General features: G+C 70.9%; 13 protein-coding genes. 3 read left to right on the top strand and 10 right to left on the bottom strand.

What is annotated here, in order from left to right:
• The first annotated feature begins 16 nt into the window (after positions 1-16).
• Positions 17-1078: a histidinol-phosphate transaminase gene (gene hisC / locus ABT053_RS36620; protein WP_350975576.1), complete on the top strand. Its 1062-nt coding sequence runs from the start codon at positions 17-19 to the stop codon at positions 1076-1078.
• A gap of 87 nt (positions 1079-1165) precedes the next feature.
• Here hisC and ABT053_RS36615 read toward each other — a convergent pair whose 3' ends face one another.
• The 5 genes from ABT053_RS36615 to purD form a co-directional block, all read right to left on the bottom strand.
• Positions 1166-2113 carry an EamA family transporter gene (locus ABT053_RS36615; protein ID WP_350975574.1) on the bottom strand — a complete coding sequence of 316 codons (948 nt, stop codon included), beginning with the start codon at positions 2111-2113 and terminating at the stop codon, positions 1166-1168.
• A 426-nt stretch (positions 2114-2539) separates the two neighbouring features.
• Positions 2540-3829, bottom strand: a complete 1290-nt coding sequence (locus ABT053_RS36610) for a GTP cyclohydrolase IIa (RefSeq protein ID WP_344746819.1) — start codon at positions 3827-3829, stop codon at positions 2540-2542.
• Between the two features lie 225 nt (positions 3830-4054).
• Positions 4055-5323: a UDP-N-acetylglucosamine 1-carboxyvinyltransferase gene (gene murA / locus ABT053_RS36605; protein WP_350975573.1), complete on the bottom strand. Its 1269-nt coding sequence runs from the start codon at positions 5321-5323 to the stop codon at positions 4055-4057.
• A gap of 561 nt (positions 5324-5884) precedes the next feature.
• Entirely contained in the window at positions 5885-6919 is a 1035-nt protein-coding gene (locus ABT053_RS36600; protein ID WP_350975571.1) for a hypothetical protein, read from the bottom strand.
• A gap of 131 nt (positions 6920-7050) precedes the next feature.
• Entirely contained in the window at positions 7051-8283 is a 1233-nt protein-coding gene (gene purD / locus ABT053_RS36595) for a phosphoribosylamine--glycine ligase (RefSeq protein ID WP_350975569.1), read from the bottom strand.
• Positions 8284-8699: 416 nt separating this feature from the next.
• Between purD and corA the strand changes: the two genes are divergently transcribed.
• On the top strand, positions 8700-9881 hold the full coding sequence (corA, locus tag ABT053_RS36590; RefSeq protein WP_350975567.1) for a magnesium/cobalt transporter CorA: 1182 nt from the start codon (positions 8700-8702) through the stop codon (positions 9879-9881).
• Between the two features lie 130 nt (positions 9882-10011).
• On the opposite strand, the gene ABT053_RS36585 is transcribed toward corA, so the two are convergent.
• From ABT053_RS36585 to fbaA, 4 genes are all read right to left on the bottom strand, one after another.
• A complete protein-coding gene (locus ABT053_RS36585; RefSeq protein WP_350975565.1) occupies positions 10012-10938 on the bottom strand; it encodes a glycerophosphodiester phosphodiesterase family protein in 927 nt (308 codons plus the stop codon).
• 102 nt (positions 10939-11040) lie between these two features.
• Positions 11041-12324: an adenylosuccinate synthase gene (locus ABT053_RS36580; protein WP_350975564.1), complete on the bottom strand. Its 1284-nt coding sequence runs from the start codon at positions 12322-12324 to the stop codon at positions 11041-11043.
• Positions 12325-12531: 207 nt separating this feature from the next.
• The gene (locus tag ABT053_RS36575; protein ID WP_350975562.1) at positions 12532-12951 is read right to left on the bottom strand and encodes a DUF3151 domain-containing protein; all 420 of its coding nucleotides are present in this window, start codon (positions 12949-12951) and stop codon (positions 12532-12534) included.
• Between the two features lie 179 nt (positions 12952-13130).
• On the bottom strand, positions 13131-14153 hold the full coding sequence (gene fbaA, locus ABT053_RS36570) for a class II fructose-bisphosphate aldolase (protein ID WP_350975561.1): 1023 nt from the start codon (positions 14151-14153) through the stop codon (positions 13131-13133).
• Positions 14154-14490: 337 nt separating this feature from the next.
• Between fbaA and ABT053_RS36565 the strand changes: the two genes are divergently transcribed.
• Positions 14491-14916: a hypothetical protein gene (locus tag ABT053_RS36565; RefSeq protein ID WP_350975559.1), complete on the top strand. Its 426-nt coding sequence runs from the start codon at positions 14491-14493 to the stop codon at positions 14914-14916.
• A gap of 55 nt (positions 14917-14971) precedes the next feature.
• On the opposite strand, the gene pyrE is transcribed toward ABT053_RS36565, so the two are convergent.
• The gene (gene pyrE, locus ABT053_RS36560) at positions 14972-15508 is read right to left on the bottom strand and encodes an orotate phosphoribosyltransferase (RefSeq protein WP_350975557.1); all 537 of its coding nucleotides are present in this window, start codon (positions 15506-15508) and stop codon (positions 14972-14974) included.
• Positions 15509-15574: the final 66 nt, after the last annotated feature.

Below are 15574 nucleotides of genomic sequence, written 5' to 3'. Positions count from 1 at the left end.
CTCATAAAGTAAGGCCATGCCTCGTTTCCGCGCGATCCTGGACACGATGCCCGCCTACCGGGCGGGCAAGGCCGTGGTGTCCGCCGACGGCCGGTCCTACAAGCTCTCCTCGAACGAATCCCCCTACGAGCCGCTGCCCTCGGTGGTCGAGGCGGTCGCCAGGGCGGCGACCCAGATGCACCGCTATCCCGATCCGGCGGCCACGGAGCTGACCGGGGCGATCGCCGAGAAGTACGGTGTCCCGGCCGAGCACGTCGCCCTCGGCGCGGGCTCGGTGACGGTGGCCCAGCAGCTCTTCGAGACCGTGAGCGAGCCGGGCGCCGAGGTGATCTACGCCTGGCGGTCCTTCGAGGCGTACCCGCTCCTGGCCGACCTCGCCGGGGCGACCTCGGTGCGCGTCCCGCTGCTGGGGGAGACGCACCACCTGGAGGCGATGGCCGACGCGATCACCCCGCACACCCGCATGATCTTCGTCTGCAACCCGAACAACCCCACCGGCACGGTCGTCCAGGCGGCCGAGCTGGAGGCCTTCCTCGACCGGGTGCCGGAGAGCGTGCTCGTCGTGCTCGACGAGGCCTACCGCGAGTACGTCAGGGACACCGGGGTCACCGACGGCCTCACCGTCTACCGCGACCGGCCGAACGTGGCCGTGCTGCGCACCTTCTCCAAGGCGTACGGCCTGGCCGGGCTCCGGGTGGGCTACCTGGTCGCCAACGAGCCGGTGGCGTCCGCCGTCCGCAAGACGATCGTGCCGTTCGCGGTCAACCACCTCGCCCAGGCCGCCGCGATCGCCTCGCTGGCCGCCGAGGACGAGCTGATGGAGCGGGTCGACGCCGTGGTCAAGGAGCGCGACCGGGTCCGCGAGGCGCTGGTCGCCCAGGGCTGGGAGGTGCCGGTGAGCGAGGCCAACTTCGTCTGGCTGCGGCTGGGGGAGCGCACGCTCGACTTCGCCGGGTCGTGCGCGGCCGAGGGCGTCGCGGTGCGGCCCTTCGCCGGGGAGGGCGCCCGCGTCTCCATCGGCGACCCCGAGGCCAACGACACCTTCCTGGCCGCCGCGTCGGCCTTCTGGAGCGCCTGACCCGCCTGAGTCGCGCGGCCCTTCTTCGCGCCGCGTAGCCCGCGGCCGTGTGGACTACACGGCCGCGGGCTACGGGGGCTACGTAGGTCACACGGCCGCGGGTTCCGGTTTCGTCTCCGGGGCGGGTTCGGGCTTCCTGCGCCGTTCGGTGGAGACGACCAGGGCGACGCCGATGACGATCACCACGCCGGCCGCGATCATCGAGCCGGTGACCGGCTCGCTCAGCACGAGGGCGCCCAGCACGACCGCCACGACCGGGTTGACGTAGGCGTAGGTGGAGATCAGCGAGATCGGCGCGTTGCCCAGCAGCCACACGTACGCCGTGAAGGCGACCAGCGACCCGATCACGATCAGGTAGGCCAGCGCGGTCCACGACCGCGCGGAGACGGCGGCGACGTCGAGGCGCTCGCCCATCGCGGCGGCGGTGAGGGCGAGCCCGACGCCACCCGCCGCCATCTCGACGGCGCTCGCGGTGAAGGGGTTGGCGGGCATCGGGATGCGGGAGGCCAGGAACGAGCCGGCCGCCCACGACAGCGACGCCAGCAGGATGATCGTGACTCCGGTGCCGTCGGCCGCGTTGCTCCCGCCGCTCAGCGACAGCACCGCCACGCCGCCGAACCCGATGAGCACCCCGACGAGCGTCAGCGCCCGCGGCCGGTCCCTGAACAGGATCCTGAAGACGACCAGCCAGAGCGGCGTCGAGGCCACCAGCAGCGCCGCCAGGCCGCTGGAGATGTGCTGCTCGGCCACGGCGACCATGCCGTTGCCGCCGTTCAGCAGCAGCAGGCCGACCAGGGCCGCGCCGCCCGCCTCCCTCCAGGTCATCCGGAAGGCGTTGCGGCCCTTCAGCAGGTACACCGTGAGGCCGAGGACGAGCGCGGCCGTGGTGAAGCGGACAGCCCCGCTGAGCAGCGGCGGGATCGTCTCGATCGTGATCATGATCGCCAGGTACGTGGAGCCCCACACCACGTACACGATCGCCAGCGCGCCCCAGACGAGGAGCGGCTTGCGGCTGTCAGCACTGTCTTGACGCATAGCTCATGACAATAGCGGCTGAAACCGACAATCCGCTCGCGGGTTTCGGACCCTGAGATCCGGGGCGGCGGACCGTGCCCCGGCGGGTTCCGCGACATCGGATCCGAGCGGATCCGGCGGAGCGCGTTCCGGGGAACCTCGGCCCGGAACCCTCCCCGCGCCGGGACGGACGGGCCGTAATGACCGGGCCGGAATGAACAGACTCGGTGAACAGGACCTGTGAACAGACCAAAATAAACAGGCCGGAATGAACAAACCGCCGTGAACACGCCGGGCCGGACGGGCGATGGTGAACAGCCCGCGACGACCACGTCACGAACCGGCCGCGGGTCGCGCCGCACCGCGAGCGGCACGCCGTGACCTGGGAGGTTCCGCCGTCCGGGTGCGGCGGAATCCTCCAGGCCGGTGGAGACCGTGGCGCGGGGCTCAGCGGGTGCCGAGCTTCTCCACGATCAGCCGGTACAGCTGCCGGGGGCGCCCCGGCTGCGGCGTACGGTTCGGCGGGAGCGGCCACGCGAGTCCCTCGTCTACCAGCGTGCGCAGCAACCGCCGTGCCGTGCGCGGGGTGACGCCGAGCATCTTGCCCGCGCCCTCCGCGTCCACCACCGTGTCCCCACCTTCGAGCTTGGCCGCCAGCCGGGCCAGGACCTCCACGCCCTTCGGCTTCAGCGGCCCGGCGCCCTGAGGGGGCATCCTGGGCGCGGGGATCAGCGCCCGGCCCTCGCGGTCGACCGCGAAGCCCTGGGCCTGCTTGCCCGCCTGTGTGCGCGCCAGGGCGGCCCTGGCGTGCGACTCGGCGTCGTGGGTGGTGCGGCCCATGCCGACGCCCACCTCGACCGCCAGGCCCAGCTCGTCGCGGACCCGCGCGGCGAACGGCAGGACCCGGAAGCCCTCGGTGGCCGCGGCCACCGAGCCGCGGGTCGCGGTGACCATGTAGCTGTGGTCGTCGACCGCGGTGACCGACGCGTTGATCCGGTTGGCCTCCTGCACCAGCAACCGGTGCAGCGACAGCCGGAGCTCGTCGCGCCAGTAGCGCGGCGCGGCCCGGCGGACCGGCTCGCGCAGCGTGGGCACCTCCACCAGGACCACGGTGAGCTGCGACTCCTCCAGTCTGTGGTGCGCGCCCAGCAGGGCCGCCGTGTGCAGCGCCGTGCGCACCGCGGCGGAGGTGGGGCGGATCCTCACGACGGGAACCCCCGCCGTCTGGAGGCGGTCGGCGACCGCGGGCAGACAGGTGAGCGCCCCGCTCGTGCTGCCCTGGCGGGCGAGGCGTTCATGGAAGGCCGCGATCGTACCGGTGGCGCCCGGTTCGTCGCGGCTCTGCACGTCCCCTGAGGGAAGGCTCAGATCGTTGTACGCCTCCTCGACCTCTGCTCTGCCCAGGACGTCGATGCTGACCCTGCGCGGGTCTATCCGCTCGTCCAGCGCGGCCCTCGCCAGCGCGGCGATCAGCGCGGCGCCGCCGAGCTGGACATACGTCGCGGGCATCGTCAGCACCCCCGATCGCCGGGCCAGGTCGTAGGGGACCGGGCTGGCGAACAGACATGCGTCGACCCCGGCTCCCAGCCGGGTGACCTTGTCGGCTGCTTCCTGCTCGTCACGGTATGCCGCCGCCACCAGGCGGCAGGGTAACGGGGCAGCCGCATGCCCCATCAACATCACCCGTTCGACGAGGTCATGGGGGCCCACCACACCGATAGTGAGGTCCGGTGTCATGGCACCCGGGCGTGACACTCGTGGCGCTTCTTCGGCCCGCTCGACCAATGTTCGTCCCATCATGCCGTCCGTTTGTTTTCGGCTCTCTTTTGGAACGATCGCTCGCGAGGGCCGTAATGTCACGCCCGATTTGCGGCCAATTCCGGAAGCAACTTCCGGGTTAAAGCCATGACTGGCACCGTTTACACAGGTCAGAGCGGTTTTTGAGCGTCTCAAACCTGCTGATTATGACGCTGAAATCTCTCGCCGCACATCGGCCCCCAGCGACTGCATACGCTCGGCCAGATAAGAGTGCCCGCGGTCGATGAGATATCCCGATTCGATCACGGTCTCCCCCTCGGCGGCCAGGCCCGCGAGCACGAGCGCGATTCCGGAACGCAGATCGTGCGCGGTCACCCGCGTTCCGGTGAGCGGAGTGGCACCGCGAACGACAGCGCTGTTCTCTTTCACTTCAATATCGGCGCCCATCTTGTTCAGCTCTGAGGCCAGAGCGAAACGCCCGTCGAAGATGCGTTCATGAATGTAACTGGCGCCGTCGGCGAGACAGGCGACCGTCATGATGGGCGACTGCAGGTCCGTCGCGAAGCCGGGGTAGGTGTCGGTGATCACGTTGATCGGGCGCAGCGGGCGGTCCCTGCGCACGTGGAGCACCGCGCCGTGGTCGGCGAACTCCACCCCCATCTGCTCCAGCTTGTAGCGGACCACGCCGAGGTGGTCCAGGTCGGCGCCGACCAGGTTGACCTCGCCGCCGGTGACGGCGGCGGCCATGGCGAACACGCCCGCGTCGAGGCGGTCCGGCATCACGGTGTGCTCGACGGCCTGGAGCTCCTCCACGCCCTCCACGGTGATGAACCCCGTGCCGCCGCCGCTGATCTTCGCGCCCATCCGGGTCAGCATGTCGATCACGTCGAGGACCTCGGGCTCCAGGGCCGCGTTCTCGATCACGGTGGTGCCGCGCCCGAGGGCGGCGGCCATGATCAGGTTCTCGGTGCCGGTGTGCGAGGGGGTGTCGAGGTACAGGGTGGCGCCGGTGAGGCCCGCCGACTTGACGTGGATGACCGAGTCGCCCTCGTCCACGAGCGCGCCCAGGCGCTTGTAGCCCAGGTAGTGGAAGTCGAGGTTGCGGCTGCCCAGGTTGCAGCCGCCCACGCCCTCGATGATCGCCTCACCGAGGCGGTGCAGCAGGGCGGGCACGAACAGCACGGAGCCGCGGAAGCGGCGGGCGATCTCGGCGGGCAGGACCGGGCTGCTGAGCGTCGAGGCGTCGATCACCAGGGTGCGCTCCGCCTCGTGGAGCTCGACCGTGGCGCCGACCGTCTCGGCCAGCTCGACCGCACGGCGGACGTCCTCGATGATGGGGACGTTGCGCAGGACCGTCCGGCCCCTGGACGCCAGCAGCGCCGCGCCGATCATGGGCAGCACGGCGTTCTTGGCACCCTGGATGAAGGCGGTTCCACGAAGTGGGTTGCCACCGCGCACGCGGTAACGGACCATGCGTCATGCTCCTTGAAGTGGTTTGGGTGATTCGTGTGGCGCGGGGCGGCAGCCGAGGTTTATCCGGCCAACAGTAGCCGTTAGATGCCCCTGAACCGGCCACTTCAGGGGGGAACTACCCCTCGAATGACGGGTAATCGTCGGCCGTCGCGTCAGCGGGCGGCGAAGGCCCGCCCGCCCGTGTTCCCCGGTGTCCCCGCGCCTCCTCGGCCATGTCTCCCGCGCCGTCTCCCATGCCGTTTCCCGCGCCGTTTCCCGCACCGCCCGCGGCCGGGTCGCGCAGAAGATCATCTCACGGCCCGCCGGCCGCGCGACATGGGGGCGCCACCTCGGCGGACGGGTGCCGTCGGCCTTTCGCGCCGCTTCGGGGACGGGTGCCGTCTGTCCTTCGTGCCGCTCCGGCGAGCGGCCGCTGTCCGCTCTTCGCGTCGCCCCGGCGAACGGCCGTTGTCCGCCCTTCGTGTCGCTCCGGTGAATGGCTTCGCGCCGCCTCGGCGAGCGGGTGCCGTCCGCCCTTCGTGCCGCCCCGGTGGACGGCTGTCCGTCCTTCGTGCCGGGGTGCTACCTGCTCTTCGTGCCGCCCGCGGTGGTGAGCGGTGAGGCGGCCGACAGGAGGCTGTCGGCCCGCTGGTCCACGAAGCGGGTGACGACCTGCTGGCCGTACCCGAACGCCATCGCCCAGACCAGGATCGCGGGCTGCGAGCCCAGTCCCGCGAAGCCGGGGACGAAGCCCGAGTTCAGGATCAGCAGCCCGAGCACCGAGGTGGCCACCCCCGCGGGCGCCTTGAGGAGGTTCTGGACGACCGCCAGCGAGTAGCGGGTGGACAGCTCCGAGCGGGTCGACAGCGAGGCCGCGGTGGCCAGCGCCGCGCCCAGCATGCCGATCAGGGCCACGAGCGGGACGTCGCCGTGGCCGGGCTGCAGGCCGCCCGTCGGGCAGATCTGGGCGGGCATCAGCCCCTGCGTGCGGATCACCGACTGGTCGCCGCACATCGGGATGACGTTCGGCCAGATCGCGCCGATGACCACCACGCCCAGCACGATCAGGGTCAGCATCACCACCCCGCCGAGCAGCAGGTTGCGGAAGCTGCGGACCCGCCCCGTCTCCATCGCCTGCGCGGTGTACGCGGCCCGCAGCACCGACTGCATCAGCGGCCTGTCGTTCTCCGCCAGGTCGCCCGCCGCCAGCCTGGCCTGGAGGTGGACCAGCCGGGGGTCGTCGCCCGGCAGGTACGCCCGGCCGATCGCCGCCACCTCCGGGCCCCGCCCGCACAGCTCCGCAGTCGGCAGCACGCCGTAGAGCATCACGGTCGCGCTGTTGACGTTGGACCAGGCGCCCTCGATGGCCTGGCCGGTGAGCCAGCGCCGCACGCCGTGCCTGCTGCGGGCGTACGTCTCCGCGCGGGCCAGGTGCGTGCCGATGCCCTCGCCCACCGAGACCAGCTGGCCCGCCTCGTCGCGCATCGTGAGGGCCCGCTCGGCGTCGGCCCTGATCTCCTCGCTCCGGGTGGCGACGTACACCCGCCAGGTGCCGGGCCAGCGCAGCACGCCGGTGTCGCCGATCCGCTCGGGGGGCATCGCGGGGTCAAGCGACATCGTTCCTCCGGGGGGAGCGGCCTGGGACGGGCATGCTGGGGGCACTGCTGACTGCCCCAGGCTTACCGCGACATGCCGATCATGCGCTACGCCTCACCGGAAACCGGAGACCGGAAACCGGAGACCGGGGCTCAGGCGCCGCGGCCCGCGATGTCGGTGCGGTGGTGCGAGCCGCGCATCCGGATGCGCCCAACGGCCTCGTAGGCAGCGGCCCGCGCCGAGGGGACGTCGGGCCCGGTGCCGACCACGCTGAGCACCCGGCCCCCGCTGGAGACGATCCGGTCGCCGTCGAGGGCGGTGCCCGAGTGCAGCACGTAGGCGTCCTCGACGGGGTCGGACAGCCCCTCGATCACGTCGCCCTTCACGGGCTCGGCGGGGTAGTTCTCCGCGGCGATCACCACGGTCACCGCGGCGCCGTCGCGGTAGGAGAGCGGCCCGAACCGTTCGAGCGTCCCGTTCGCGCAGGCGAGCAGCAGGGCCGCGAGGGGCGTCTCCAGCCGGTCTAGCACGACCTGGGTCTCCGGGTCGCCGAACCTGGCGTTGAACTCGATCACCTTCGGGCCCTTGGACGTGAGGGCCAGCCCGACGTACAGCACCCCCGTGTACGGCGTGCCGCGCCTGGCCAGCTCGGTCACGGTCGGCATGACGGTCTCGGCCATCACCTGGTCGGCGAGGTCGTCCGGCGCCCACGGCAGCGGGGTGTAGGCGCCCATCCCGCCGGTGTTGGGGCCCCGGTCGTCGTCGTAGGCGCGCTTGTGGTCCTGGGCGGGCTGGAGCGGCACGGCGGTGGAGCCGTCGCAGAGCGCGAACAGCGACACCTCGGGGCCGTCGAGGAACTCCTCGATCACGACCCGCCCGCAGGCGGCGGCGTGCCGGAGCGCCTCGTCGCGGTCGCCGGTGACCACCACGCCCTTTCCTGCGGCCAGGCCGTCGTCCTTGACCACGTACGGCGTGCCGAACTCGTCGAGCGCGGCGGCGGCCTCCTCGGGCGTGACGCAGGTGTGCGACCGCCCGGTGGGAACGCCCGCCGCGACCATGACGTCCTTGGCGAAGGCCTTGGAGCCCTCGATCAGCGCGGCCTCGCGCGAGGGCCCGAAACAGGGGATCCCGGCCTCCCTGACGGCGTCGGCGACCCCGGCGACCAGGGGGGCCTCGGGGCCGATCACGACCAGGTCCGCCCCCAGGCTTTCCGCCAGCCCGGTGACCGAGGCCGGGTCGGTCGGCGCCACCGGGTGCAGGGTCGCGACCCGCGCGATCCCCGCGTTTCCGGGAGCACAGTGAACCTCGGTGACCTGGGGGTCCGCCGCCAGCGACCGGCACAGGGCATGCTCACGCCCGCCGGATCCAATCACAAGAACGCGCACTCGTCAGAGCCTATCGTCCCCCGGGCACGCTCCTCGGGCCCGCGCCCACCCCGGGATTCACGGAGTTGTCCACAGGCTGTGGACAACCCTGGGTGCCCGTACGCGGGGATGATGCCGTAAAGGGCGTGTGAATTTTGTCTGGTTGTGCATGATCAACACTTGAACCTGGGAGTAAACTGAGAGACATCCCCCCAATCGTGTTAACTTTTGGGTGGCTTTGCGTGTCTCTTGCTGATTGGAGGTGGTTCGGGATGTCCTCTGGCGATCCCAGCAGTACGTGCTCGCGCACGCCTGCTGTGCGCACCCTCGACCACCCCATCTCGGTGCCCGACCGGCGCCACACGCATCACCTCCTTCGCCGGGGGTGACATCGCATCGCGTGTGGATCCCGCCAGGTTGGGCGGGAAAGGCTCGCCATGCGCTCTTCGCTTCTTTTTCCCCGTATCAAGCACACCCGTACGATCCGTGCCGCGCACGCGCCCGCCGTCTCGCTCCGTGAGCGGATGACCGGGGTCTGCGTCCCGCCGAGCGACTCGCTCGTCGAGTACGCCGCCTACGTCGGCGGCAAGAAGATCGACGCCCTGGGCATCCCCGACGCCCTGGAGATCGTCCGCTCCCACAACGCGGCCGTCGAAGCGGCCTCCGACGGAGCCTCGGGCAGTGGTTCCGGCGGTTCCAGTGGTTCCGGCGCTCCCGGCAAGGGCAACGCCTTCGTCTGGGTCGGCCTGCACGAGCCCGACGCCCCCGAGGTCGAGTGGCTGGCGGAGGTCTTCGCCCTGCACCCGCTCGCCGTCGAGGACGCCGTCAAGGCTCACCAGCGGCCCAAGGTCGAGCGCTACGGCGACTCGATCTTCGTGGTCCTGAAGACCGTCGCCTACATCGACCACGAGGTGCTGACCGCCACCAGCGAGATCATCGGCACCGGCGAGCTCATGGTATTCGTCGGCCCCGACTTCGTGGTGACCGTGCGCCACGGCAGCCACTGCCCCCTCTCGGAGGTGCGCGCCCGCCTGGAGGACAAGCCCAAGCTCCTCAACCGGGGCCCCACCGGCGTGCTGCACGCGATCGCCGACCACGTCGTCGACAGGTACCTCAGCGTGGCCGACCGGATGCAGGCCGAGCTGGAGGACGTCGAGGCCATGGTCTTCGCCGACGTCAGCGCCCGCGACATCGGCCGGATCTACAACCTCAAGCGCGAGATGATCGAGATGAAGCGGTCCGTCATGCCGCTCCAGTCGCCGATGTCCACGCTGGCCCAGCGCCGGATGATCCCCTCCGAGATGCGCGAGTACTTCCGTGACGTCGTCGACCACCTGGCCCGCGTCTGCGAGCAGGTCGAGTCGTCCAACGAGCTCTGCAACTCCATACTGCAGGCGGCGCTCGCCCGCTCCAACGCGCTCGCCAACGAGGACATGCGGAAGATCTCCTCGTGGGTCGCCATCATGGCCGTCCCCACGATGATCGCCGGCATCTACGGGATGAACTTCGAGCACATGCCCGAGCTCGACTCCGTCTTCGGCTACCCGCTCGTGATCGGCGTGATGGTCATCGCCTGCACGCTGCTCTACCGCGGCTTCCGCCGCAACGGCTGGATGTGACCGGGGTCTCCCGCTGACCGGCACCTCCCATTGACCGGCGCCTCCCACCGACCGGCCCCGCGGCCCTCCGCCGACCGGAGTGTCCCGCGGCCCCCGGGGCCCTCGCCGACCGGAGCCTCCCGCCCGGCCCTCAGGCGCTCAGCGGGCGCGCGGGGGTGACCGGCCGGGGGACGGGCATGCCCCGGTCGGCCCACAGGGCGATCATCCGGTCGGGATAGTCGGTGACGATCGCGGCCGCCCCGAGGTCGAGCAGCGCCGCCGCCCGGCCCGGGTCGTTGACCGTCCACACGGCCAGCGGCAGGCCGGCCTTCTCGGCCCGCCTCGCGAACTCCTGGTCGACCAGCACGTGCTCGGGGGAGAGAGTGGTGCCCCCGGCCTCGGCGGCGGCGGCCGGGACGTCGCCCCCGAAGTCGTCCAGGCGGAGGCCGTCGAGCCAGGCGCCGTCCATGGTGGCGCGCTCGATCAGGGCGTACCGCGGGGTCGCGGGGGTGAGCGAGCGGGCGATCCGCAGGACGCGCCAGTCGAAGCTGAGGATCGCGGCCCGGCCGAGCCGGTGGTGCCGGTCGAGTTCGGCGACCACCATCTCGGTGAACTCGGCGGGGTCGGCGCTCAGGTCGGGCCTGGTCGGGTCGGACTTCAGCTCCACGTGCACCCGCACCCCGTCGGCGCCGTACGCGTCCATCAGCCCCAGCACGGAGCCCAGGGTCGGCATCCGGGTGTTGGGCACCGGCAGCTGGGTCGGGGCGAAACGGTCGTCGGGGTGGCGCGGCACCCGTATCCCGCACTCCAGCGTGCGCAGCTGCGCCAGCGTGAGCGCGCCGACGGGCCGGCCCACGTACGGGAAGGCGGGGTCGTCGCGGAAGGCGGGACGGACGTCGGCGCTGGTCACCGCCGAGACGGTGAGATCGTGGGTGAGCACCAGCCGCCGGTCGGCCGTGAGCGCGACGTCGAGCTCCAGCGCGTCGACGCCCAGTTCGAGGGCGTGGGCGAAGCCGGGCAGGGTGTTCTCGGGACGGAGCCCGCGGGCGCCGCGGTGACCGTGAATCTCGGCATGCACACAGGGACCTTATCCACCCCGAGCGCCGATCGTCCGATACGGCTCGCGCCTCGGCGACGCCGGGCGCGAGCCGTATCGGGAGGAACCCGCAAACTACGGAAACTAGAGCATCGAGTGGATCTGGAGCGTCTCGGTGCGGCCGGGGCCGACCCCGACGGCCGAGATCCTGGCGCCGCTCATCTCCTCCAGGGCCTTCACGTACGCCTGCGCGTTGGCGGGCAGGTCCTCGAAGCTCCTGGCGCCGGTGATGTCCTCCTTCCAGCCCGGGAACTCCTCGTACACCGGCGTGGCGTGGTGGAAGTCGGTCTGGGTCATCGGGATCTCGTCGTGGCGGACGCCGTCGACCTCGTAGGCGACGCAGACGGGGATCGTGTCCAGGCCGGACAGCACGTCCAGCTTGGTGAGGAAGTAGTCGGTGATGCCGTTGATCCGGCTGGCGTAGCGGGCGATCACCGCGTCGAACCAGCCGCAGCGGCGGTTGCGCCCGGTGGTCACCCCGTACTCGCCGCCGGTGGTGCGCAGCCACTCGCCCATCTCATCGTCGAGCTCGGTCGGGAACGGGCCGGAGCCGACACGCGTGGTGTACGCCTTCAGGATGCCGATCACCCCGGTGAGCCGGGTCGGCGGGATGCCGGAGCCCGAGCAGGCGCCGCCGCTCGTCGGGGAGGAGGAGGTGACGAACGGGTAGGTGCCGTGGTCGATGTCGAGCAGGTTGCCCTGCCCGCCCTCCAGCAGCACGACCTTGTTCTCGTCCAGCGCCCTGTTGAGGATGAGCGAGGTGTCGGCGATGTGCGGCGTGAGGCGCTCGGCGTAGCCGAGGTACTCGTCCAGGACCTTGCCCGCGTCGATCGCCCGGCGGTTGTAGATCTTGGTGAGGATCTGGTTCTTCTCGCCCAGCGCGACCTCGATCTTCTTCTGCAGGATGCCCGGGTCCAGCAGGTCCTGGACCCGCACGCCCATCCGGTAGATCTTGTCGCCGTACGCGGGGCCGATGCCGCGCCCGGTCGTGCCGATCTTGGCCTTGCCGAGGTAGCGCTCGGTGACCTTGTCGAGGGCCTTGTGGTGGGGCATGATCAGGTGCGCGTTGGCGGAGATCAGCAGGCGCTCGGAGGAGACCCCGCGGGCCTGGAGCCCGTCGATCTCGCTCAGCAGCACGCCCGGGTCGATGACGACGCCGTTGCCGATCACGGGGACGACGTTCGGGGAGAGGACTCCCGTGGGCAGCAGGTGCAGGGCGTACTTCTGGTCGCCGATGACGACCGTGTGGCCCGCGTTGTTGCCTCCCTGGTATCTGACGACGTAGTCGACCTGGTCCCCAAGCAGGTCGGTCGCCTTACCCTTGCCCTCATCGCCCCACTGGGCACCAACGAGAACGACAGCCGGCATCGTGAGTCTCCCACCACAAAAACGAAAACCCCTGGCGCAATCGCGACAGGGGCTCTTGCGTGGAGAGAATACCCGACGGCGTCCGAAATGGGGATCTCCCACCTTGCGAAAGAGGGTGCGGTGAGAGATCCCGGGGGTGGATCGGAAGCTGATCAGCGGCTCAGCGGGGCGGATCGGGGGGCGGAGGACCGGCCGGTCGGAGGCCGGTCAGCGGTTGGTCAGCTCCTCCGAGGCCTCGGCGCTGGAGTCCTTCAGGAACTGGAAGCACCGCTCGGCCTCCTCCTTCTCCCCGATGCTCTGGGCGGCGCGGGCCAGCGCGTGCAGGCAGCGCAGGAAGCCCTGGTTGGGAAGGTGCTGCCAGGGAATCGGGCCGTGCCCCTTCCAGCCCGCCCTGCGCAGCTGGTCCAGGCCGCGGTGGTAGCCGGTTCGGGCGAAGGCGTAGGACGTCACGGCGTGTCCCGCCGCGAAGTACTCGTCCGCGAGCACGGCCCAGGCGGCCGGGTACGCGGGGAAACGCGCGGCGACGTCGGATGCTTGGGCGCCGGACTCCAGTGCCTCGCGGGCCTCGGGCAGGTCCGGGAGCAGGGTGGGCGGCGGGCCGGCGAGGAGATTCTCGTGCGATTCCATAACGACAGTCCTACCCGGTGTACCCGCGTCAGGCCAAGATCGGCCCCCGGAGTCTTTCCGGAGGCCGATCCCGTGATCCCTGTCGTGACCCTTCCCGGGCCCCGTGCGACACGCCCCTTCCGGGGTCTGCCGTGACCCTTCCGAGGCCTGTCGTGACCCTTTCGGGGCCTGTCGTGACCTTAGGAGATCTTGGTGCCCGCGGACTTCAGGTGCTGGGCGGCCTCGACGATGCGCGCGGCCATCGAGGTCTCGGCGGCCTTGCCGTACGAGCGGGGGTCGTACACCTTCTTGTTGCCGACGTCGCCGTCGACCTTGAGCACGCCGTCGTAGTTCCTGAACATGTGCTCGACGATCGGGCGGGTGAAGGCGTACTGCGTGTCGGTGTCGATGTTCATCTTCACCACGCCGTAGGAGATGGCCTCGTGGATCTCCTCCAGCAGCGAGCCGGAGCCGCCGTGGAAGACCAGGTCGAAGGGCTTCTCCGTGCCGTACTTGGCGCTGACCGCGTCCTGGATCTCCTTGAGCACGCTCGGGCGGAGCTTGACGTGGCCCGGCTTGTAGACGCCGTGCACGTTGCCGAAGGTCGCGGCGAGCATGTAGCGGCCCCGGTCGCCCAGGCCCAGGGCCTCGGCGGTCGCGAGGGCGTCCTCGGTGGTGGTGTAGAGCTTCTCGTTGATCTCGCCGACGACGCCGTCCTCCTCGCCGCCGACGACGCCGATCTCCACTTCGAGGACGATCCGCGCGCGGGCCGTCTTCTCGAGGAGCTCCTTGGCGATCTCCAGGTTCTCGTCCAGCGGTACGGCGGAGCCGTCCCACATGTGCGACTGGAAGAGGGGGTCCTCGCCCCTGGCCACCCGCTCAAGGGAGATGTCGAGCAGCGGGCGTACGAAACCGGCCAGCTTGTCCTTGGGGCAGTGGTCGGTGTGCAGGGCGATCGTCACGGGGTAGTTGGCCGCGACGACGCGGGCGTACTCCGCCAGCGCCACCGAGCCGGTCACCATGTTCTTGACCGTGGTGCCCGAGAGGAAATCGGCGCCGCCGGTCGACACCTGGACGATGCCGTCGCTCTCCGCCTCGGCGAACCCCCTGAGCGCCGCGTTGAGGGTCTGTGATGAGGTCACGTTGATGGCCGGGTAGGCGAAACCGCCTGCTTTTGCCCGGTCGAGCATCTCGGCGTAGACCTCTGGAGTAGCGATAGGCATCGGGTCATCTCCCTGGAGACGGCTGTGAACAGCTGGCGCGTGGCTATGAGGACATAGCCCGTAGGCCAGTATCCCGGGTTCGTGCCCGGCCGGATAGCTCGGGTGCCACTTCGATCCGTACCGATGTGTACCCGGCCGTGTCTCCACCCTATCCCCGGCCCGCCTCCGGGTGGAGAGCCCGGGGGGCGCACGACCTGGGCGGGAGCGGACGATCTTCCGGATCGCCGATCTTCCTGACACATCCGCTGGGTCGGTCGTGAAACTCCGCCGGGTCAGTCGTGAAATCTCCTCACGAACCGCTAACCTCCACAGTGTGGGACGCCACAGGTCTGACCCCATGGGCATCGCGCGCCTGGTCCTCGTCGGACTGGCGGTGCTGGCGCTCGTCGCCCTGATCGTGTTCGGGGCGCTCTCGCTGTTCGGCAGCCTGGGCTCCGGCGCGGAGACCGCCGCGCGGCCCTCCTCCTCGGCGGGCGCGTCGTCGGCCGCCGCCGCCTCGCCCCCCTCCGCCACCCCCGAGCGCGTCCCGACGGTCCTCGTCGAGTGCCTGCGGGAGCACTGCCCCACGGTCTTCCTGAAGGTCACCGGGGGTGACGTGCTCCTCGACCGGGAGCTGGTCCGCGACGAGCGGTTCCAGTCCTTCGACGCCAAGGTCGACGTCGTCCTGGCCGACTCCGCGGCCGTCCGCGTCCAGGTGAACGGGGCCGTCCGCTCCCCGGGCAAGGCGGGGGAACGCCAGGAGTTCACGGTCACCCGGGACTAGCTTCTGGTTCCTGGTCCCTGATCCCTGGCCAGGCCGAGGGCGCCGGGTTGGCTTTCTAGGCCAGGCCGAGGTCGGCGAGGGTGTAGGCGGTCCGGTACGGCAGTCCCGCCCCCGCGATCGCCGAGGCGGCCCCCCGGTCCACGATCGTGGCGACCGCCACGACCTCGGCGCCCGCCTCGCGCAGCGCCTCCACCGCGGTCAGCGGGGATCCGCCGGTGGTGGAGGTGTCCTCGACCACCAGCACCCGCCGCCCCGACACGTCCGGCCCCTCGATCCGGCGCTGCATGCCGTGGGTCTTCTGCGCCTTGCGGACCACGAACGTGTCGAGCCTCCCGCCTCGCGCGGCCGCCGCGTGCATCATGGCGGTCGCCACCGGGTCGGCGCCCAGCGTCAGGCCGCCGACCGCCTCGTAGCCGAGGTCCTCGGTGATGTCCAGCATGACCCGTCCCACCAGCGGCGCCGCCTGCCCGTCGAGGGTCACCCTGCGCATGTCCACGTAGAAGTCGGCCTCCATGCCCGAGGACAGCACGACCTTGCCGTGCACCACGGCCTTGCCCTTGATCTCCGTCAGCAGGTTCTCGCGATCGCTCATGGCACAAGGTTAGGGGCGATCCGGGAACCCGTCCGATCGGGCCCCGCCGGGGAACCGGGCTGCCGT

This window comes from Streptosporangium sp. NPDC002524 (assembly GCF_040295985.1).
Taxonomy (GTDB): Bacteria; Actinomycetota; Actinomycetes; order Streptosporangiales; family Streptosporangiaceae; genus Streptosporangium.
Note: the sequence above shows the minus strand (reverse complement) of the source record. Positions and strands in the feature narration are given on the sequence as shown.